At 52.7% G+C, this 20,064-nt stretch carries 16 protein-coding genes; 6 read left to right on the plus strand and 10 right to left on the minus strand.

Translation table 11 applies throughout. The annotated features are described in order from the left end of the window. Positions 1-22 precede the first annotated feature (22 nt). The 3 genes from mdtM to OGW16_RS06700 form a co-directional block, all read right to left on the minus strand. A complete protein-coding gene (gene mdtM, locus OGW16_RS06690; RefSeq protein WP_123915673.1) occupies positions 23-1,264 on the minus strand; it encodes a multidrug efflux MFS transporter MdtM in 1,242 nt (413 codons plus the stop codon). A gap of 324 nt (positions 1,265-1,588) precedes the next feature. Continuing rightward, positions 1,589-2,239 carry a LysE family translocator gene (locus OGW16_RS06695; protein ID WP_286518133.1) on the minus strand — a complete coding sequence of 217 codons (651 nt, stop codon included), beginning with the start codon at positions 2,237-2,239 and terminating at the stop codon, positions 1,589-1,591. A 48-nt stretch (positions 2,240-2,287) separates the two neighbouring features. Then, positions 2,288-3,103: an AraC family transcriptional regulator gene (locus OGW16_RS06700; protein ID WP_043018304.1), complete on the minus strand. Its 816-nt coding sequence runs from the start codon at positions 3,101-3,103 to the stop codon at positions 2,288-2,290. 230 nt (positions 3,104-3,333) lie between these two features. Between OGW16_RS06700 and OGW16_RS06705 the strand changes: the two genes are divergently transcribed. Continuing rightward, positions 3,334-4,272, plus strand: a complete 939-nt coding sequence (locus OGW16_RS06705) for an Rpn family recombination-promoting nuclease/putative transposase (protein ID WP_286518135.1) — start codon at positions 3,334-3,336, stop codon at positions 4,270-4,272. Positions 4,273-4,323: 51 nt separating this feature from the next. Here the strand turns inward: OGW16_RS06705 and OGW16_RS06710 are convergent, their stop codons facing one another. After that, a complete protein-coding gene (locus tag OGW16_RS06710; protein ID WP_080625766.1) occupies positions 4,324-5,736 on the minus strand; it encodes an aminotransferase-like domain-containing protein in 1,413 nt (470 codons plus the stop codon). A gap of 177 nt (positions 5,737-5,913) precedes the next feature. Between OGW16_RS06710 and OGW16_RS06715 the strand changes: the two genes are divergently transcribed. From OGW16_RS06715 to OGW16_RS06735, 5 genes are all read left to right on the plus strand, one after another. Continuing rightward, complete coding sequence (locus OGW16_RS06715) at positions 5,914-6,078, plus strand: DUF1127 domain-containing protein (protein ID WP_080625765.1); 165 nt, start codon at positions 5,914-5,916, stop codon at positions 6,076-6,078. A gap of 145 nt (positions 6,079-6,223) precedes the next feature. Further along, positions 6,224-6,688 carry a MarR family winged helix-turn-helix transcriptional regulator gene (locus OGW16_RS06720; RefSeq protein WP_286518138.1) on the plus strand — a complete coding sequence of 155 codons (465 nt, stop codon included), beginning with the start codon at positions 6,224-6,226 and terminating at the stop codon, positions 6,686-6,688. 6 nt (positions 6,689-6,694) lie between these two features. Next, positions 6,695-7,762, plus strand: a complete 1,068-nt coding sequence (locus tag OGW16_RS06725; RefSeq protein ID WP_181230810.1) for an HlyD family secretion protein — start codon at positions 6,695-6,697, stop codon at positions 7,760-7,762. Then, the gene (locus OGW16_RS06730) at positions 7,752-8,816 is read left to right on the plus strand and encodes a DUF2955 domain-containing protein (protein ID WP_286518141.1); all 1,065 of its coding nucleotides are present in this window, start codon (positions 7,752-7,754) and stop codon (positions 8,814-8,816) included. The genes OGW16_RS06725 and OGW16_RS06730 overlap by 11 nt, the downstream gene beginning before the upstream one ends. A gap of 94 nt (positions 8,817-8,910) precedes the next feature. Then, positions 8,911-11,010 carry a GmrSD restriction endonuclease domain-containing protein gene (locus OGW16_RS06735; protein WP_286518144.1) on the plus strand — a complete coding sequence of 700 codons (2,100 nt, stop codon included), beginning with the start codon at positions 8,911-8,913 and terminating at the stop codon, positions 11,008-11,010. A gap of 43 nt (positions 11,011-11,053) precedes the next feature. Here OGW16_RS06735 and symE read toward each other — a convergent pair whose 3' ends face one another. The 6 genes from symE to OGW16_RS06765 form a co-directional block, all read right to left on the minus strand. Next, positions 11,054-11,401 carry an endoribonuclease SymE gene (gene symE / locus OGW16_RS06740; protein WP_286518146.1) on the minus strand — a complete coding sequence of 116 codons (348 nt, stop codon included), beginning with the start codon at positions 11,399-11,401 and terminating at the stop codon, positions 11,054-11,056. A 205-nt stretch (positions 11,402-11,606) separates the two neighbouring features. After that, complete coding sequence (locus tag OGW16_RS06745; protein WP_286518148.1) at positions 11,607-14,864, minus strand: type I restriction endonuclease subunit R; 3,258 nt, start codon at positions 14,862-14,864, stop codon at positions 11,607-11,609. Then, a complete protein-coding gene (locus OGW16_RS06750) occupies positions 14,861-16,183 on the minus strand; it encodes a restriction endonuclease subunit S (RefSeq protein ID WP_286518150.1) in 1,323 nt (440 codons plus the stop codon). Before OGW16_RS06750 ends, OGW16_RS06745 begins: the two co-directional genes overlap by 4 nt. Further along, on the minus strand, positions 16,183-18,528 hold the full coding sequence (locus tag OGW16_RS06755) for a type I restriction-modification system subunit M (RefSeq protein WP_286518152.1): 2,346 nt from the start codon (positions 18,526-18,528) through the stop codon (positions 16,183-16,185). The genes OGW16_RS06750 and OGW16_RS06755 overlap by 1 nt, the downstream gene beginning before the upstream one ends. A 304-nt stretch (positions 18,529-18,832) precedes the next feature. Next, positions 18,833-19,789 carry a GTPase gene (gene yjiA, locus OGW16_RS06760; protein WP_286518154.1) on the minus strand — a complete coding sequence of 319 codons (957 nt, stop codon included), beginning with the start codon at positions 19,787-19,789 and terminating at the stop codon, positions 18,833-18,835. Between the two features lie 12 nt (positions 19,790-19,801). Continuing rightward, complete coding sequence (locus OGW16_RS06765; protein WP_003830038.1) at positions 19,802-19,996, minus strand: YbdD/YjiX family protein; 195 nt, start codon at positions 19,994-19,996, stop codon at positions 19,802-19,804. Positions 19,997-20,064 lie beyond the last annotated feature (68 nt).

Consider the following 20,064-nt stretch of genomic DNA (forward strand, 5'->3'; position numbering starts at 1 on the left):
GCAGGCCGGATAAGCGGGCAGGTTAGTTTTCAGTGGCTAACGTGGTTACCTCATGCTGGCGAACCCGTTTGAGCAAACCTGCCAGCGTGAACACGACAGCAATCCCCGCCACAACCGCCAGCAGATGAAATGAAATCCTGCCGCCGTTAAACCACAGCCAGCGTCCGATTTCGACAGAAACCGCCATTACCGTCAGGATCACCATATTCAACGACGCCGAAACCGTACCCTTCGGTAAGTTGTTGGAAAACAGCGTAAAGCGGAACAGCGTGGGGAAAATCATTCCAATGCCAAAGGCATACAGGCTGGTTCCCAGCACCGACCACAGCCAGACGTGCGGCCACAATAAATTGCCGGCAATCAGCACCGCCAGCCCGCTCAGTTGAATGGGGACCGCTCGCCAGATAAAGTGTGGCCGGGTCGGATCCTTCACAAAACGAACAACCACCATATTGGCGACGATCACCGCGCCAAATACCGGCGCCTGGGCCCAGGCAAACTCCGTTGTGCTCATACCGCCTGCGTCGATCAGAATAACCGGCGAGACCGCCACCCAGCTCATCATCGGGATATAGCTTAACGACAGCGTGGCTGCGCCAGACAGGAACACCCGATTACGGAAAACGTCACGGAAATCACGCAGTACGCCGCGCGCACTGAACGGCACTGCGCCGCGCTGGACGGTTTCCGGCATGGCTAACGCTAATCCAATCAAGGCGATAAGCCCCATGGCGGCAATGATGGCAAACAGGATCTTCCAGTGTACAAAGTGCATCAGCGCAGCCCCGGAGAGCGGGCCAATGACCGGCGCCACCAGCACTATGGAAGTGATTATCGCCATCAACTTAATGGCCTTCGTTTGCCCAAACGCCTCCTGTACCGTGACGTAGCCAACGGTCGCGATAAAGCAGATGCTGGTGCCCTGCACAAATCGGGCGACCAGAAATTGCGTCATTGAGGTGGTGAACAGTGTGGCAGCGCAGGCGAGCGTAAAGATTAACGCCCCCGCAATCAGCACCGGTCGACGGCCAATCCGGTCGGAAAGCGGCCCCAGCAGCCATTGCAGCGCCATGCCGCCCGCCAGATAAAGGCTCACTGCAGCGGGCGCCAGGCTGACGTCGGCGTTGAAATCACGCACCACATTGATGATGCCGGGCTGGATCAGGTCCGTGGACAGATAGGCGGCGAAGTCATATAAAATCAACGCGACAGGAAAAAATAGCGTTGTGGCGCGTTGGGAGAAAAACGCGAGAATCCGTTGCATAAAACAGCTCCTTGTCGGGAGAAAACCCTCAACGGGAATAGCGAAATTCAATACCGTCTTTGAGACATCAGACCGATGACAGAATAAAGCAGACTGCAAATGTACTGAATTTCATGTAATCAAAAACGCTGCCTGCGCGAAGCGCAAACAGAAGATACGTTCACTGACGCGGGGTCAGAAAACGTAACGATTACAGGTAACAATCAGCACATCGCACCTCAGGAAGAGTAAGTTGAACGGGTAATAACCATCCGCAGTGTAATGCGGATTGGATATTAATTAAACGAGTTTATCCGGTTTATTTGCAGAAAATCGCCGCGCAAATCAGACTACGATGCTCTGCAAAAACCGCAGCGCGATGGCACAACCGAAGATAATCAATACCCCCCCAGCGATACGCTCTACCCACAATATCCCTCTGGTTAACCGTCGCTGGATCTGCGGCAAACCGATGAACATCACGATCAGCAGATCCCAAAACAGGACCACGCTGGTCATCCAGATCCCGCTCATGGTTTGTTGCAGCAGCGTCACCGACGGGCCGAGCAGGGCGGTCATCAGCGCCAGATAAAACAGTGCATTTTTTGGATTGAGCAGTGATGAACCCAATCCCAGCAGCAGTTGTTTGCCAAATCCCGGACAGGTAGACCGGGCGTCCGCTCCGGTCAGCGTTTGCGGGCGGCTGCGTATCAGCAGGCTGCCAATCCACAACAAATAGAGCGCGCCCAGCAGTTCAATAACCGTAAACAACAGGGGAAGCTGGCGCAGGATCCCCCAACCGATAATCGCCAGCAGGATATACAGCCCGTTGCCGAAAGCGATCCCCACGCACAGCCCGGCGCTGCCGCGCATCCGGTAACGTACGGCATAACCGACCAGTAAAAAGAAGTCCGGTCCGGGGCTGAGCAATGCGACAAAATGCCCCAGCGCCAGCGCGGGGAAAGCAGAAGGAAAAAGTTCAGTAAGCAACGACATAGCGACCTCAGAGAATGAATCTGAGATCACCGTACGTCTGGCGCAGCGCTAATTATTGTCTGATATTGATCGTCCCAACGCGTACTGGCGCGGTGTGGCGGCGGTGTAGCGAACAAAAGTGCGATGGAAATGGCTCTGGTCGGCAAACCCGCTCTGGTAGCCGACATCGGCAATCTCGTCTCCAGCCCGCAGACGCTGGCGGGCATAGTCAATCCGCAGAATGTTCAGATAACTTCCCGGCGTCAGCCCGGTGTCCTGCTTAAAAGTACGGATCAGCGTCTCTTTACGTATGTGACACTCATGTGCCAGCTCATCGAGTGAGGGCGGAGCGAGCAGGCTGGACTGCAAGCGCTCGCGCAGATACTGGCTGGTGGCGCTTAGGTTTTCTGGTGTTACCGACTGCAATGGCAGCGAGTGCAGCAATTTTCGTGCAGCATCTGTTATTAGCGTCGTTTGCCGTTGCGGCACGAGTGCCACAAGGTGCATATAACGCTGGAATATTTGCGCATCGCGGATAACGGGAGCACGCGTGCAAAGCAGTTGATTGTTGTTCTGCACAGCCAGATTAGCCAGACACCACCGGGCATCAAGGTAAAGCATGTGGTAGCTGCGAAACTGCCCGTTGACGGGATTACAGCTGTGAGGCACCAGCGGCGGGATCACAATCAGATCGCCCACCTGCAGATGGTATTCTTCGCCATCGCACAGACAGCACGTTTCCCCCTCGAGAATTGCCCCAATCGAGAGCTGAGAGTGGTGATGACGCTTATAGGCCTGCTGGCTTTGCCAGGTGCTGCGCAGCTCCAGCCACGGCAACTGCTCATCACGCCAGAACGATTGTGGAATATCCCGGGTATGCGTCACATCGAGTCCTCCATGAAAGTGATGATTTGTTATAGCACAGGCAGAGTGGTGAAAAAGTGGGAATGTGCATTGAGATAGCGATTCTGCGTGATGTGTTCCAGACAAATGCAGACGTTACATAAGGACGTATTTATCCCGGAAATCACCTCGCAAAGAGAGAAAGTTGCAGATGAGGGGACAGTTTTACGGCGCTACAGTTACGGCATCTTATTTCCAGGTGATGGATCGCCATGAACAAAGCTCCCACTTCAACACCGCACGATGCGGTTTTTAAAACGTTTTTACGCCACCCTGAGACTGCCCGGGATTTCCTACAAATACATCTTCCCGCTTCGCTACGCGAGCTTTGCGATCTTCAGACGCTTACACTCGAGTCAGACAGTTTCATTGAAGAGAATTTACGTGCGTACTATTCCGATGTGCTGTGGTCGGTGAAAACCACGGATGGGGATGGATATATTTATGTAGTGATTGAACACCAAAGCACACCGGATGCGCATATGGCATTCAGACTGATGCGCTATGCGATAGCGGCTATGCAGAAACATTTAGATGCCGGGTACCAGCAATTGCCGCTGGTGGTGCCGATGCTGTTCTATCACGGCGCTAAAAGCCCGTACCCTTATTCACTGTGCTGGCTGGATGAGTTTGCCAACCCGAAGCTGGCTCGTAAGCTGTATGCTGCGGCGTTTCCGCTGGTGGATATTACGGTCATACCGGATGACGAAATTGTGCAGCATCGACGTATGGCGCTGCTGGAGTTAATCCAAAAACACATCCGTCAGCGCGATCTTATGGGGCTGGTGGAGCAAATTGTTTCCCTGCTACTTACCGGACTGACTAATGACAGCCAGATAAAGACGCTGTTTAATTATATTTTACGAACTGGCGATGCACCTCGATTCAGTGAGTTTATTCGTGGGGTTGCCGAACGTTCACCGCAACATAAGGAGCATTTGATGACGATCGCGGACAGATTGCATGAGGCAGGGCTACAAAAAGGCAGGCTGGAAGGGCTACAGGAAGGACGACAAGAAGGAATTATAAAGGGGCGACATGATGAGGCGCTGCGTATTGCCCGCACCATGCTGGCAGATGGCATTGATATCAGCACGGTACAAAAAATTACCCGGCTATCCGCTGAAGATATTCAGGGCTTAAGCCATTAGAGATGACTTAAACCGCCTAATCGCCTGCCCGGAAGCACCGGGCGCTTCGGTTTACTCTATCGCCGTTTTTACCGCCTCGCCGAGCTTTTGCATCACTTCCCGATGCTTCTCGTTTGGCGGCAATGCACAATTGATGCGCACGCAGTTGCGATACTTTCCGGATGCGGAGAACAGCGAACCCGGCGCGACCTGGATTTTCAGGCGACAAAGCTGCTTTGCGACGCAGACCATATCGACCTGGAGCGGCAGTTCGACCCACAGCATAAAGCCGCCTTTCGGGCGGGTGACGCAGATCCCGCAGGGGAAGTATTCCCGTACCCAGCAGGTGTAGATTTCCATATTGCGCTGATAAATCTGGCGCATACGCCGGATATGCCGATGATAATGACCTTCGCGCACAAAGGAAGCCGCTGCCAGTTGCGTAGCGGGAACGTTAGTGCCAATGACGGCGTACTTCATGTGCAGCAGCTTGTTGTAATAGCGACCGGGCACCACCCAACCCACGCGCAGTCCGGGGGCGACGGATTTGGTAAACGAACTGCAGAGTATTACCCGACCGTCGCTGTCCCAGGAGTGGATCGTGCGCGGGCGTGGGTACTCCGTTGCCAGCTCGCCATACACATCGTCTTCAAAAATCACGATGTCGTGACGCTGGGCGAGGGCGAGCACTGCCCGCTTACGCGCATCCGGCATAATGAATCCGAGAGGGTTGTTGCAGTTGGGAACCAGCAGCACACCTTTGATCGGCCACTGATCCAGCGCCAGCTCCAGCGCTTCAATGCTGATCCCGGTATCCGGATCGGTTGGGATCTCAATCACCTTGATCCCAAGGCCACGCAGCAGCTGCATCGTGCCGTAATAGGCAGGCGATTCAACGGCGACAATGTCTCCGGGCTGGCAGACCGTCAGCAGCGCCAGCGACATTCCGCTCTGACTGCCGCTGGTGATCACAATATCATCTGCATTGACCACCGAACCGCCATCCAGCATCAGTCGCGCAATCTGCTGACGTAGTTCACGGCATCCGGAGATTTCATCGTAGCCAAGTATCGCGCGCAGGTTGTGCTGCGCCACGCGGCTGAGTTCACGCCACAGCGGCTTCAGGCTGGGTTGATCAATGTCGGGCACGCCGCTGCTAAACGGGATTATCGATTTGTCCGCGTTGCCCTTTAGCATATCCAGCACCTGATCCCATTGCGTTATTTCGACCGGACGCTGCACCGGGCGCGACATCGGCGGCACGGGCGGCTGCGCTTTTTGTGGCGCGACAAAATAACCGGAACGCGGCTGCGGTGTGATCAGCTGGCGCTGTTCCAGCGTCTGATACGCCTGCTGGACGGTGCTGATGCTCACCCCGTGCTCCTGGCTCAGGCTGCGAACCGAGGGCAGTTTTTCGCCATGGCGATACAGCCCCTGCTCAATGCGTTCGGCCAGCAAATTGGCCAGATGTTGGTAACGCGTCATGCTGTATCCCTCATGGGTACCATACAGATTAAAAAACCAGTACAGATTAGCGTGTAAAAAGCGATGCAGAACTCTTTTTAACCAATCTGTATGTTAAATAAAAGTACTTTGTGAGTCTGTATTGTTTTGGGCTAAATCCGTGAAGATAAAGCCTCTGGCAAGGTGGGGAGGCAAAGTATGGAATTTCACGAGAATAAAGCAAAACAGCCGTTTATTGGGTTGGTATTGATCTGGCGGGCATACAAGGCGTGGCGGCTGCGGGCGCAAACGCGGCGCGTATTGCAACAGATGAGTGATGAGCGGCTGCGGGATGTCGGGCTACGACGCGATCAGGTGGAGTGATTTTCTTTTATCGACAGAGGCTGGGGGTTATCTCCTGGCCTTTTTATATTCACCGTATTTATCAATTCATGCTTCTGGATAGCCTGTTCCTTGATACTTATCCTGATAAGTATTATTTTCTTTTCAGCGATGAGGGGAAAGTAAGATGACTGAAGATGAACTGTTTGCCCGCCGACCAATGGGAATGCGCATGGCAATGGTGGTGCGCCAGTGGCGGGCCATTATTGATGCTGCCATCACCGATACTGGCCTGACGCAGTCCAGCTGGACGGTACTGATGCAGCTGTATCAACTGGGAGACAACGTCTCGGTCAGCGAACTGGCACAAATGCAGGGCATTGAATTGCCTCCGCTGATGCGCACCCTCTCACAGCTGGAAAAGCAGGGGTATCTGCTGCGTTCCACATCGCCTTATGACAAACGCATCCGCCTGCTAACGCTAACCGCGCAAGGCCGTTTAAGGCTTGAAGAACTTAACCGGGTGATTGAGACATACCAACATCGCGTCACCCGCACCATTCCTGAAGCGGAGCTTGCCTCCTTCAGCGCGACCTTAAATCAACTCGCCTGCAATTTGCGGACAATCCGCGAAGAAGACAATCAACACTAAAAAACTATGATGACCCCAGAACAAAAATTTGCCCGTTGGGTAAGGGTGAGTATTGCCGCTTTCCTGGTAATATTCGCCTGGTTTATCGTTGCCGATATCTGGATCCCGCTGACGCCGGACTCCACGGTGATGCGCGTGGTAACGCCTGTTTCCTCACGCGTTTCCGGCTACGTCTCGCAGGTGCATGTACACAATAATAGCCAGGTGAAGAAGGGCGATTTGCTGTACGAACTGGATCCGACGCCGTTTATCAATAAGGTCGAGGCTGCGCAAATCGCCCTTGAGCAGGCGAAGCTAAGCAACCAACAGCTGGATGCGCAGATAGCTTCCGCGCGCGCCAACCTGCGCACCGCGCAATTCAACGCCCGTAACGATAAGACCACCCTTGATCGCTATCAGCGCCTGGTTGCCATGCAGAACGTGTCGCAATCCGATCTCGACAAGGTGCGTACCGCCTGGCAGACCAGCGAGCAGTCGGTGGCGGCGCTCAATGCCAGTATTCAGAACCTGCTGATCCAGCGCGGCGAGCGCGATGACAAGCGTAACGTGACGCTGCAAAAATACCGTAACGCGCTGGAAGAGGCGCAGTTGAACCTCGGCTGGAGCAAAGTGTATGCCCAGACCGACGGTACGGTGAGCAATCTCCAGCTTAGCCCCGGACTTTACGCCACCGCCGCCACGCCGCTACTGGCGCTGGTCAGCCATCAGACCGATATCGTGGCTGACTTTCGCGAGAAAAGCCTGCGGCACACTCGGGTAAATACCGATGCCGCCGTGGTGTTCGATGCCATGCCGGGCAAGGTTTTCTCTGCCCGCGTTACCAGCAGCGATGCCGGTATTCTGGCGGGCCAGGAGCAGGTTAATGGCCAGTTGTCACAACCGGAACAGTCTACCCGCTGGGTGCGCGATGCTCAGCGTATGCGCATTCACGTCGCGCTGAATGAACCGCTCGACACGCCGTTACCGACCGGGGCGCGGGCCACGGTACAGCTGTATAACAGTGAGGGGATGTTCGCCCGCACCTTTGCCGGGGCGCAGATCCACCTCGTCAGTTGGCTGCATTATGTCTATTAACACGCTGGCCCACGTCTTTACGCCGCACGGGAATATTGTCTATACCGCCAATGATTTTCGCCAGACCCTGCGTATCTCCGTTGCCGGGACAATCGCGCTGAGTATCTCGACCTTCTACAACGTGCAGTACGGCGTATTTTTTGTGGTTTACCCGCTGATGCTGCTGTCGCTGGTGCCGGTATTCAACCGCCATGTGGCAACACAGTTCGTGTTCAGCGCGGCGGTGAACTGCGTTGAAATGGTGCTAATCGTTGGTTATCTCTCACAGTGGCCGCTGATTATGACGCTGGTAGTGTTCGGCCTGTACGTGATGCGTTTTCGTTTTATGAGCAAAGGCCCGCTGTTTCTGCTCGGTTCGATGGGCGTGGTATGCCAGAGCACGATGCTCAACTTTATGAGCTATCTCACCACCAACTGGCATACGCTGATGTTCTCCAATATGGAAGCCTGCGTCATGGCGGTGGCGCTGAGCGCGCTGCTGCATTATCTGATTCCGGACGTGGAACCCCGCCAGCCACCGCCGCGCATTGAGAAAGATGCCGCCCGGGTGCGCCATGAATCGCTGCTTTCCGGCACGGTGGCGACGATGATTTTTGTGGTCTTCCAGATCTGCGATTTGAGTGATTCGCTGTCGGCGCTGATGGCAGGCATTTTGATCCTGTTTCCGATGCACTATCGCGGGGCGGTGATCAGCTCGATCTGGCGTGTGGTCGGCGTGGTGCTGGCCTGTCTGTATATTCTGCTGGTGCAGTTGCTTATCTATGATTTCAGCAATCATATGGTGCTGATGATGCCGCTGATTGGCCTTGGGCTGGCATTCAGCGCCCGCCTGCACGTAATGGAAAAAGTCGGCGCGGGCGTGGGGTTTGCCAGTATCACCACCATCGGCATTATGTTTGGCCAGAACCTGCACCCGGATCAGGACCTGGTGTTCAGCGATCTGTACCGCATCACCTCCGTCACCGTCGCACTGGTGGCAACGCTGACCATGGTATTTCTGGTGCATCGGGTGTTGAACTGCTTTGCCGCGACGCGGTTTGTGATTACTGAGTGAGTGGGGGGCAAGATAGGCAGAAATTGCTCATACCTGGACAAATTAAGGGGTTATTATTGAAGCACTTTTGCTTCATGGAAGGATCATTACCAGGATGAAAGCTACAGAAGCCCGATTACTTGATTTTCTCAAACGTTCACAGCAATTTGTTATCCCGATCTATCAACGCACCTATTCATGGTCTGAGCAACAATGCCGCCAGCTTTGGGACGATATTCTCCGTGCCGGGCAACGTGACGATATTTCGGCCCACTTTATTGGCTCTGTTGTTTATATAGAACAGGGACTGTATCAGGTTTCGGGGATTTCGCCGTTACTGGTTATTGATGGCCAGCAGCGACTGACCACAGCGATGCTGCTCCTTGAGGCGTTATCCCGCCATCTTGGTGATGAAGAGCTGATTGACGGCTTTTCCGCCATGAAATTACGTAACTACTATTTGCTCAACCCGTATGAGTCTGGAGAGAGGGGCTATAAGCTGCTTTTGACAGAGACAGACAAAGACAGTCTGCTGGCGCTGATTAAGCAAAAACCGCTGCCTGAAAACGGTTCGCAGCGTATCGCGGCCAATTTTAATTTCTTTGATGAACAAATCAGCAAATTAGGTGATGACCTGATTTCGCTGTGTCGCGGGTTATCAAAGCTATTGATTGTCGACGTGGCGCTCAATCGCGGGCAGGACAACCCGCAGCTTATCTTTGAAAGCATGAACTCCACGGGTAAAGCGCTGAGTCAGGCTGATTTGGTCAGAAACTATATTCTGATGGGGTTAGCGCCGGAACATCAGACGCGGCTGTATGACGATCACTGGCGACCGATGGAAATTGCTTTCGGACAGAAAGGCTACAGCGAATATTTCGACAGCTTTATGCGCCATTATCTGACGGTCAAAACGGGGGATATTCCCCGTACCGATGAAGTTTATGACGCTTTTAAGCTGCATGCGCGTAGCCAGGCTATCGCTGAAGCGGGTGTCGATGCGCTGGTGGCGGATATTCAGCGCTATGCGGAGTATTTTTGTGCGATGGCGTTGGGCAAAGAGAGCGATAAGCCTCTCGCGACTGCGTTTCAGGATTTGCGGGAATTAAAGGTTGATGTCGCCTATCCGTTCCTGTTGGTGTTGTATCACGATTACCGTGAGGACGATTTATCGCGCGACGATTTCCTCAGTGCAATAAGGCTGATTGAAGCGTATGTTTTCCGCCGCGCGGTGTGCGCTATTCCCACCAACTCGCTGAACAAAACCTTCGCCACGTTTTATCGAGTACTGGATAAAGAAAACTATCTGGAAAGTATTCAGGCGCATTTACTGGACCTGCCGAGCTATCGGCGTTTTCCGGATGATGATGAATTCAGCCATAAATTAAAAGAGCGTGATCTGTATAACTTTCGCAGCCGCAGTTACTGGCTACGTCGCCTGGAAAATTACCAGCGTAAAGAGCGCGTAGCGGTGGATGAATATACGATTGAACACATTATGCCGCAGAATGAAAATCTGTCGGCAAAATGGCGTGAAGAATTGGGCAGCGACTGGGAGCGAATACATAAAGAGCGGCTACATACGCTGGGGAACCTGACGTTAACTGGCTATAACTCGCGTTACAGCGATAAAGCCTTTGTGGAAAAACGCGATATTGAGGGTGGCTTTAAAGAAAGCCCGCTGCATTTAAACGCCGGATTAGGGCTGTGCGAGAAATGGGATGAAGCAGCGATGGATGCGCGGGCCGAGCGTCTGGCGAAGCGTGCCGTTCAGGTCTGGTGCGCGCCTGCGCTGAGTGAAGAGGTGCTGAGCCAGTATCGCCAGCAGCCAGAAAAAACCATGAGCTACAGTCTGACGGACTTCCATCAACTGGAGGTAGGCTCACATAGCCGGGTGCTGTTTGACCAACTGGCAGCGGAAATTTTAAAGCTGGATGCGAGTATCACGCAGGAAGTGCTGAAGCTGTATGTCGCCTTCAAGGCAGAAACCAACTTTGTGGATGTAGTGCCGCAGAAAAGCCGGTTGCGCCTGTCGCTGAATATGCCGTTCCATGAACTTGTCGATCCGAAGGGGATGGCGAAAGACGTAACGGATCTTGGTCGCTGGGGCAATGGCGATGTAGAGGTTGGTTTCAGCGAAATTGCCCAGCTACCGTATGTGATGGGGCTGATTCGCCAGGCGTTTGAAAAACAGATGGATAGCGCGGCGGTGTAGCCTCGATGTCAACCCGGGAGCATGGAGGCTGCTGGGGATAACGTTATCGTTCCTGCCTGCGCGGCTTCGCCGAAATCACGTCGATAAACTCCTGCACCTGCTGTTGCTTACGCGCGGACAGCTTGCACACCCGATGCAGCGACTGCAATAACGCCGGTTCTTCCGGCTCCGGCAGCTTTGTCGTCAGCACAATGCAGTCGGGCATCACTCTGACATCGAATTTGCAGCCGGTGGCGAAACCGGCGGCTTCCAGCCACTGGCCTTTCATAATAATCGCCGGAATATGCGTGTAATCCGGATAACGACTCGCATAAGTGACGGTACCCAGACGATTATTTGCCGGGGAGACTTCTGGATCGGTGAATTCTGCAATAGAATGCGGGGTAGTCATGATGGCTATTTCCGTTGAATAGTGATTGTGATTAGCGAGGCGCTCGTGTTGCAGCACGGGCGTCTTGCGATAAATAACACCTGTAAATCTACCCAGTAAATAAAAATAAAGCCAGCTGAAAATCGGTAATAATAAAGACGTAACTGGAATTATTGATGAGAAATATAAATCATGCCGGATAATCCATCCGGCAATAATCAAAACCTTATGCAGGCAACGCGTAATGACCCGTCGCCATATCAAACATCAGGCGGGCAAAGCCCTTAGCGCACTGCGGGTTCGATAAATACTGCAGCATAAATTCTTGTCGCGCTTCGTCGCTGTCCATCACCGCGTCGTCCACCGCTTTAAAAAAACCGCCTAATATTGCCTGCTCGGGGCTGTTATTCCTGATTTGTTTCATCACGGTTTCATTCTCAGTGATTTTATTAAACACGGTCATTGCGCTGCTGAGCATATCTTTATCCGTCAGATGGTCGGTGATAAACAGCTCATTCATTCGCGACAAAATATGCGACAGAAATTCCTCTTTCTTGTCCTTTGGTTTTGCCGTACCCACGTCGTTACTGGGATCGAGCGTATATTCCGCAGCATCTTCCTGTAGTTTCAGATGCTGTTCGTGGATCTTCGATAAGCGATAGTGGCTCATCTCCACGTTGCTGAGATCGATCTCGTCTTCCTCCAGCCGCTGTTCGTGCAGCAAAGGTCGTAGATGGCGGGCGAACAGGCTGAGCTTTTCCAGATCTTTATCATCGTATTCGACAATCTGCGACATAAACTCGTAGAAGCGCACAAAGCTGCCGAGATCCTTCTTGAAAATCTCCAGCCGATCTTTTTCCTGCTTGCAGGCTTTGAAGCTGTTTTCAGCGTTGGTGATCAGCACTACATCGCCGGTTTTTTGGGTTCTTTCGAACATCTCTTTGGCGGTCAGGTAAGCGTCGATAGCGAGGGCATAGCGCTTCTGCCAGCGCTCGACGGCCGGGCGGCAGATATTACTGATGGCGGCGTTGGATTTGTTTTTTGTAAAAAACGCGTCACAGAACTGATCCACCTCGTTCCACTGGAAAATCTGGCTGGCCCGTAGTTTCTCAAACAGATCAAATACCTGTTGGGGATCGCTGACGTCGGTCAGCTCGGCGGTCTGATAATAGGGCTGGAAAGCATCCAGAATATCCTGCGGATCGTTGTAAAAATCGAGCACAAAAGTGCCTGATTCCGCTTTGCCCGGATAGGTACGATTCAGGCGCGAAAGCGTCTGGACGCACTCGACGCCGCCGAGGGCTTTATCGACATACATGGCGCACAGCTTAGGCTGGTCAAAACCGGTCTGGAACTTATTGGCGACCAGCATCACCTGGTAATCATCGCTGTCGAATGCTTTACGCATATCCCGGCCTTTCAGCCCCGGATTCATGTTTGCTTCCGTGAACTTCTGGTTCAGTAATGCTTCGCTGTTAGGGTCGCTCTCCTGAAACTCGACCTCGCCGGAAAACGCCACCATGGCGCTGATTTTTGCATAACGGTTTTCGGCGATGTACTTATCAAATGCCAGCTTGTAGCGTACCGCCGCCTTGCGTGAGCTGGTGACCACCATCGCTTTTGCCTGCCCGCCGAGCAGGTTCATCACATGCTTGCGAAAGTGCTCGACGATCACTTTCACCTTCTGCGAGACGTTGTAATCGTGCAGCGTCACCCACTGGTTCAGCCTGACTTTGGCCCGGTTGCTATCCACTTCACGGTCTTTATCTTCCAGTTTTTGCAGGAGCTGATACGCCACTTTATAGCTGGTGTAGTTTTTCAGCACATCGAGAATAAAGCCTTCCTCAATGGCCTGGCGCATGGTGTAAACGTGGAACGCCGCCGGTTTATTGGTGGCCGATGCCGGTTCGCCTGGGTGCGGGAGGCGACCAAAAAGCTCCAGCGTTTTGGCCTTCGGTGTGGCGGTGAACGCATAATAGTTCAGATTGCCGCTGTTGCGACGCGCGGCAATGGTGGCGTTGAGGCTGTCCTCTGACGACAGTACCGTGTCGTCGTCCCGCTCTTCGCTCATCAGCACTTCTTTTAGCTGTCGCGCCGTGGATCCGCTTTGCGACGAGTGCGCTTCATCGGCAATCACCGCGTATTTACGTTGTTTCAGACTGACGCTGTTTTCAATCGCTTTCAGTACGAACGGGAAGGTCTGGATGGTGACGATGATAATCGGCTGTGAGTGTTCCAGCGCGCTGGCCAGCTTTTCCGACTTGGAGCCATCGCCCTCTTTATTATTTATACGCCCGACCACGCCGTCAGCATGTTCGAACTGGTAGATGGTGTCCTGCAGCTGATCGTCAAGGACCGTGCGGTCGGTAACCACGATAACCGAGTGAAACTGCTTCTCGTCGCTGTCATCATACAGGCGAGAAAGCTGGTGCGCAGTCCAGGCGATGGAGTTCGACTTGCCGGAACCGGCGCTGTGCTGGATCAGATATTTGTTGCCGGTTCCCTCGAGCGCCGCGGCCTGTAGCAGTTTGTTGACCACGTCCCACTGGTGATAGCGTGGGAAGATCAGACTCTCTTTTTTGTACTTCTGCCCGTTCCAGTCCTCTTTCTCTTCGATTTGCAGATGCACAAAGCTGGCGAGGATTTTCAGCAGATTATCCGGGAGCAGCACCTCATTCCACAGATAGTCGGTCGCATAGCGGCCCGCGTCTTCCGGGATGTCATTGCCCGCGCCGCCTACTTTTGTGCCTTTATTGAACGGCAGGAAGAAGGTATCGTCGCCCGCGAGTTTGGTCGCCATATAGACGTCGAACTGGCTGACGGCGAAATGCACCAGCGCCCCGCGCTTAAAGGTCAGCAGCGGCTCAGGCTTATTGGTGGCCGGATCTTTCGGCAGCCGGGTTTTCTTATACTGGGTGATGGCGTTCTGCACCGCCTGCTTAAACTCAGATTTCAGCTCCAGCGTGGCAACCGGCAGACCGTTGATAAACAGCACCAGATCGATACGCCAGCGTTTGGCCTTCAGTTCTTTTTCTTGGGCCGCACTGGCGTACGGACTGTAGACCAGCTCCGGCACGATCCGGCAGATATTCTGCCGATAGCGCGCGAGGGTGTCCGGGTTGAGCGTATGCTCTGGCTTAAACTGGCAGAGAAAAAAGCGGGCGTTACGGATCTTCAGACCATGACGCAGCACGCCAAGCGTGCCCCAGCTACGTGACAGCATATCGGTGGCGTTGATGTCGGCTTTTTGCAGTTGAGTGACCAGGTTATCGAGAAAATGGCGATCGGTGTCGTTGGGGTAAACCTTCGCAAACTTTTCCCACTCCTGCGGCTGGGTGGTTTGCACGAATTGCAGCGTGTCCTGTACGTAGAGCGCACGTTCGCGATCGTAGCCGTCGCCTTTACCGACAATCCAGCCGTTGGCGGCCATCTGGTGGATGATGTCGTTTTGCAGGTTGATTTCGCGGGTGATGTCGGGGGTCATACAACGGCCTCCGCTTCGCCTGTGATTTGCTCGTCAGGGGCATGCCAGTGGCGGACGTCGATTTTGCCGGTGACGGCGGCGGAGATAAGGGCTGTGCGGCGTTCTTTGAGGAGTTCGATTTGTTGGAGTTGTTTTTCGATTAAGTTATCAATCTTTAAAATTGTTATATCGATATATTTTATTATTTCTCCCATATCATCATTTGGAAGTGATATTTTAAACCCACCTAAGTCATCGGTGGATAACTCTAAAAATGTACTTCCTCTACCAAGATTATTTAGAGGGGAGTTAAAGGTTAAAAGAGAATAGTAGATGTATTTACTTAATTGAGCACTGAAAGTAACTAATGACTTACACCCTTGATTTGTACATGCAGATTTTTTTGTGATCGCAAGGGAACCAATGGGGGCTCTTGATGATAAAATGACAGTATTTGCTGGGACCATAGTGGTACCACATGATAAAAAACCAGAATTAGTTATCTTTCTCAGACTATCATTAATTTGTATAGTCTCTTTGTGACTCAGATCCGTTGGTGTAAACCAATCTATATCACCATCCCAATATTCCTCAATACTAGATTTAGGGGTTGAGCCGTTAACTATCTTGCATATGTTTTTTATAGCTACGCAATTCCAATTTCGCGGGATAGCGCCCAGCCACTCAACACCAGAATCATTCATCGGCGCATCAGGATTTATCCCTTTGGTCACCGCATGGCTAATCACTGCCTGACGTTTTTCTTTTAGCAGTTCAATAAGTTGTTGTTGTTTCTCGATTAGGCTGTCTATTTTTGCAGTTTCGTGATCTAGAAAATTTGAAATTTTTTCGCTTTCAGAAAATTGAATTTCTGGCAGTAATATATTTTTCATTTCAGAGGAGTTTGTGCTCCATAAATCTGCCACGATCCCTTTTCCGTAGCGGTAAAACTCTTCCTGGAATGGACAACTCCTGAGCAAGTGATGAGCAAATTTTGGATTAATATTTTTAGGGCGCATGACGATGCTTATTAGCGAGACTGAACCATTTAATAGTGATACACCTGCTGACCCTTTTCTGTCAGAACGACTATTTATTACAAAATCATCTTTTAAAACTAATTTACGGTTATCTCCTGCTTCAGTCTTCGCAGCTGTACCGAGTTGAGGGACTATGCCTTGCATAGTAACCGATAAAGCAGGATATTCTTTATCACTAACTTTTTCTCTTCTTTCTTCAAAAAGCTGACCTAACCGTTTGATGTTCCAGTGAGCAGGTATATCCCCCAACCACTCCACCCCAGAATCCTTATACTCTGGATACGCTTTATATTTAGCCATCAGGAGTGTACCTCCCGCAGCAGTTGCATAATCTCGATGCTTACTGCATTTAAATCAGCATCAATCTCCTCCAGCGATCGTGGCGGCGTATACACATAGAAATGACGGTTAAACGGGATCTCATAGCCGACAATACCGATCTCACCGTCAATCGCATCGCGCTTATCGGCATTGATCCACGCGTCGGGAACGTGAGGCAGCACTTCCGCTTTGACGTAGCTCTCGATCAAATCGCTGGTAGAAACGGCGGGATTGAGCGGCACGTTCTCGTTATCACGCAGCTCGCCGTCCTGCTCAAACTCCACCACCTGCCCGCGCCAGGCAAACGCGCCGTACAGCGGCTGGGCGTCTTCTTTTAAAACCTTCTTCAGCACCGGCGCGGCGTCCGGGTTTTTGCGGGTCACGGCGTCGATAAACTGCTTATTCTCTTTGGCATCCAGCTTCACGTTGGCGGTTTTTAGCGCGCTTTTTAAGTCTGTCTGGAACTGATTAAAGTCATCGCTGACGCCGAAAATACCGCCAGGCTTATCGCCAAACGCGGCCTGAATATGCCGGGCTTTTTCCATTAATCCGCGCTGCGCCAGCCACAATTTGCTGTCGAGCAGATCTTTGATTTGTTTTTCTTTCAGCTCGGCAAATTCGGCTTTGATAATCGTTCGGGCTTCGGTTTCCAGCGCAGAAAAATCGCCGTAGTTATCCGCATGCCAGTGGACGGCAAACGCGTCAAACAGGCATTCCATCGGCGCGTTAAACGGCTTGGGCGCGAAACGTAAAGTGGCAATGGCGTCATCGGTAATTTGTGCCGACAGGCGCAGCGGGCGCTCAATGGTTAAGCGGCGGTAGCCAAAATCGGTGCTGTTGAAGAGTTTGCTGGCGAAGGTTTTCGGCGCTTCGCTTTTCGCGGTTGCAGGCTGACGGCCACGGCTGGATTTTTGCTCCGGGGCTTTCTCCAGGCCCAGTGCTTCCAGCGTGGTGGTCTCTATCGCCTCAAAATCGCCGAAGGTTCGGGTGATGAGCCGGATATCGTCTTCGCCCATCAGATTACGCTTTGAACCCAGCGACTTGCGCATTTTGCCGCACAGGTTGCTGCCATCAATAAGCTGGACTTTGCCTTTGCGCTCCGGCGCTTTCTTGTTGGAGAGGATCCACACGTAGGTGGCTATGCCGGTGTTGTAGAACATATCCGTTGGCAGGGCGATGATGCCTTCCAGCAGGTTGGCTTCCAGAATGTATCGGCGGATCTCGCTTTCACCGCTGCCCGCGCCGCCGGTAAACAACGGGGAGCCGTTAAGGATAATGCCGATGCGTCCGCCGCCGCTGTGGCTATCACGCATTTTGCTGATCAAATGCAGCAGGAACAGTAACGAGCCATCGGAGACGCGCGGCAGGCCGGGGCCAAAGCGTCCATCAAAACCTTTCTGCGCGTGTTCGTCGCCGATCTCGCCTTCAATTTTCTTCCAGTCCACGCCAAACGGCGGGTTGGAGAGCATGTAGTCAAATTTCTCGACGGGAAGCTGATCGTTTGACAGGGTGTTGCCGAGCTTGATGCGGCTAACGTCCTGGCCTTTGATCAGCATGTCTGCTTTACAGATTGCGTAGGATTCCGGATTTAGCTCCTGACCAAAAGCGCGCATCACCGCATTGGGGTTCAGCTCGTGCAGATATTCCATCCCGGAGGAGAGAAAGCCGCCAGTGCCCGCCGTTGGGTCGTAAATGGTGCGGATGATACCGTCTTTGGTGAGCGCGTCGTCGTCGCCGATGAATACCAGCGAAGTGGTCAGGCGTACGATATCGCGCGGAGTGAAGTGCTCGCCGGCGGTTTCGTTAGACCCTTCGGCAAAGCGGCGGATTAACTCTTCAAATACCAGACCCATTTCATGGTTGGAAATGGCGTTCGGGCTTAAATCCACCGTCGCAAACTTCTGCACCACCTTATACAGCAGATTGGCTTCTTCCAGTTGACTGACAAACTCGCTGAACTTGAAGTGATCGAAAATCTCACGGGCATCGGTGGAGAAGGACTGAACATATTTCTCCAGATTGGCCTTGATGCCGTTTTGCCCCATCTTGCTGAGGTCCATCGGCGAGGTGTTAAAGAACGTCAGACCATCAGCGGCACGCAGGAGCATCTTCTCTTGCGCCTCTTCCGGCAAATTGAGAGCTTTAATTTTTTCTGACTGAGCAAGTACGGCCTCTTTGCTGTCTTCGAGTACGCACTCCAGTCGGCGCAGGAGAGTGAAGGGGAGAATAATGCGACCATACTGTGATTGTTTAAAATCGCCGCGCAGCAGGTCGGCGACCGACCAAAGAAAAGCGGCCGTCTGAGAGAAATTTCCTGATGTCATAAATACTGTCCTGGCCTCTGTGATGAGGCTTATTTTTTCTTCGGGTAGATAGTCTCCTTTTTACCAGAAATTTGTAAGTTGATCATTTATAACGAGTTTTTATAACTTCTGGTGATCGTTTGTCACCAAAGATCATTTTAATGAATGTTTTTAGGAGAGAGGAAAAACAGCATTCTTGCTCTGCAAGAATGCGATAAACGGTTGGGGAGATATGCCGGATGGCGGCTGCGCCTTATCCGGCCTATGGGAAGGTGGAATTTCCAGGCCCGGTAAGCGTAGCGCCACCGGGCAATTCAGCAGGAGATTACTTCTTCAATCCCGCAAACGCTGCTCTAATCTCATCTTCCGGCAGGTTAATACCGATAAACACCAGCAGGCTGTGTGGTTGTTCGTCGCCCCACGGGCGGTCCCAGTCGGCGCTGTACAGGCGCTGGACGCCCTGGAACAGCAGGCGGTTGGGCTCGCCTTCAATCCACAGCATGCCTTTGTAGCGCAGTAGCTTCTCGGCGGATTCCAGCAGCAGGTTTTCCATTACTCGCGATACGTCGCTGATGTTGACCGGGTAATCCAGCTCGACGACGATCGAGGAGATATCGTTTTGTTTGTCGGCAATAAAGTGGAAGCGCGGTTTGGCGCTGACCACGTTCTCTTCCAGCATAAAACCGTTGGTGTCGAACAGCAGGGAGAGGTCGATGTCACCATGCGTCACGGTGTAAATCGGCGCACGGGCGTTGATGCGCGCCAGGCGTTCACGCAGCTTTTCGCTAACACCAGCGACGTCGGTTTTGGTCAACAGGATGCGGTCAGCATAGCCTACCTGCGACTGGGCGATGGTGAACTGGTTCATCTGATCGTCGGCATGTACCGCGTCAACCAGCGCAATCACGCCGTCCAGCAGGTAGCGTTCGCAAATCACTTCATGGGAGAAAAAGGTCTGGATAATCGGGCCGGGGTCGGCCATGCCGGTGCACTCGATCACCAGACGGTCGAAATTGATGGTGCCTTTGTCGAGGTTGTCGAGCAGGTCTAACAGTGCGTCTTCCAACTCACTGGAGCGGGTACAGCAAATGCAGCCGTTGGTCAGGGTTTTGATCTGCGTGGCGCGATCGCCAATCAGTTGATCGTCCACCGAGACTTCGCCGAATTCGTTTTCGATAACGGCAATCTTGTAACCGTGCTGCTCGTTGAGAATATGGCGCAGCAGGGTGGTTTTACCCGCGCCAAGAAAACCGGTGAGTAGGGTAACTGCAATCGGGGTCATTCACTTCTCCTTCTAACAGCAACTGCTTCCGCCGCTACCGTAGCGGGCTTCCTGGCGCTCGCGGAAGAATTCTTCGTAGGTCATGTACGGCTTATCGGGATGGTTGGTCTTCATGTGCTCGACGTAGTTGTCGTAGTCCGGAATACCAATCAGCATCTTCGCCGCCTGACCGAGATACTTTTTTGCCTGACCTAAAGTACCAAACATTCTATCGTCCTGTTAATGAATAAAGCCGGATGGCGGCTTGCGCCTGATCCGGCCTACGTTAACTGCGG

This window comes from Citrobacter sp. Ce104 (assembly GCF_030334595.1).
GTDB lineage: Bacteria > Pseudomonadota > Gammaproteobacteria > Enterobacterales > Enterobacteriaceae > Citrobacter > Citrobacter europaeus.

Excerpts from the sequence above, each read along its gene's own strand:
- mdtM (WP_123915673.1), bottom strand. The coding sequence starts at position 1,264 with ATGCAACGGATTCTCGCGTTTTTCTCCCAACGCGCCACAACGCTATTT.
- OGW16_RS06695 (WP_286518133.1), bottom strand. The coding sequence starts at position 2,239 with ATGTCGTTGCTTACTGAACTTTTTCCTTCTGCTTTCCCCGCGCTGGCG.
- OGW16_RS06705 (WP_286518135.1), top strand. The coding sequence starts at position 3,334 with ATGAACAAAGCTCCCACTTCAACACCGCACGATGCGGTTTTTAAAACG.
- OGW16_RS06710 (WP_080625766.1), bottom strand. The coding sequence starts at position 5,736 with ATGACGCGTTACCAACATCTGGCCAATTTGCTGGCCGAACGCATTGAG.
- OGW16_RS06715 (WP_080625765.1), top strand. The coding sequence starts at position 5,914 with ATGGAATTTCACGAGAATAAAGCAAAACAGCCGTTTATTGGGTTGGTA.
- OGW16_RS06720 (WP_286518138.1), top strand. The coding sequence starts at position 6,224 with ATGACTGAAGATGAACTGTTTGCCCGCCGACCAATGGGAATGCGCATG.
- OGW16_RS06725 (WP_181230810.1), top strand. The coding sequence starts at position 6,695 with ATGATGACCCCAGAACAAAAATTTGCCCGTTGGGTAAGGGTGAGTATT.
- OGW16_RS06730 (WP_286518141.1), top strand. The coding sequence starts at position 7,752 with ATGTCTATTAACACGCTGGCCCACGTCTTTACGCCGCACGGGAATATT.
- OGW16_RS06735 (WP_286518144.1), top strand. The coding sequence starts at position 8,911 with ATGAAAGCTACAGAAGCCCGATTACTTGATTTTCTCAAACGTTCACAG.
- symE (WP_286518146.1), bottom strand. The coding sequence starts at position 11,401 with ATGACTACCCCGCATTCTATTGCAGAATTCACCGATCCAGAAGTCTCC.
- OGW16_RS06745 (WP_286518148.1), bottom strand. The coding sequence starts at position 14,864 with ATGACCCCCGACATCACCCGCGAAATCAACCTGCAAAACGACATCATC.
- OGW16_RS06750 (WP_286518150.1), bottom strand. The coding sequence starts at position 16,183 with ATGGCTAAATATAAAGCGTATCCAGAGTATAAGGATTCTGGGGTGGAG.
- OGW16_RS06755 (WP_286518152.1), bottom strand. The coding sequence starts at position 18,528 with ATGACATCAGGAAATTTCTCTCAGACGGCCGCTTTTCTTTGGTCGGTC.
- yjiA (WP_286518154.1), bottom strand. The coding sequence starts at position 19,789 with ATGACCCCGATTGCAGTTACCCTACTCACCGGTTTTCTTGGCGCGGGT.
- OGW16_RS06765 (WP_003830038.1), bottom strand. The coding sequence starts at position 19,996 with ATGTTTGGTACTTTAGGTCAGGCAAAAAAGTATCTCGGTCAGGCGGCG.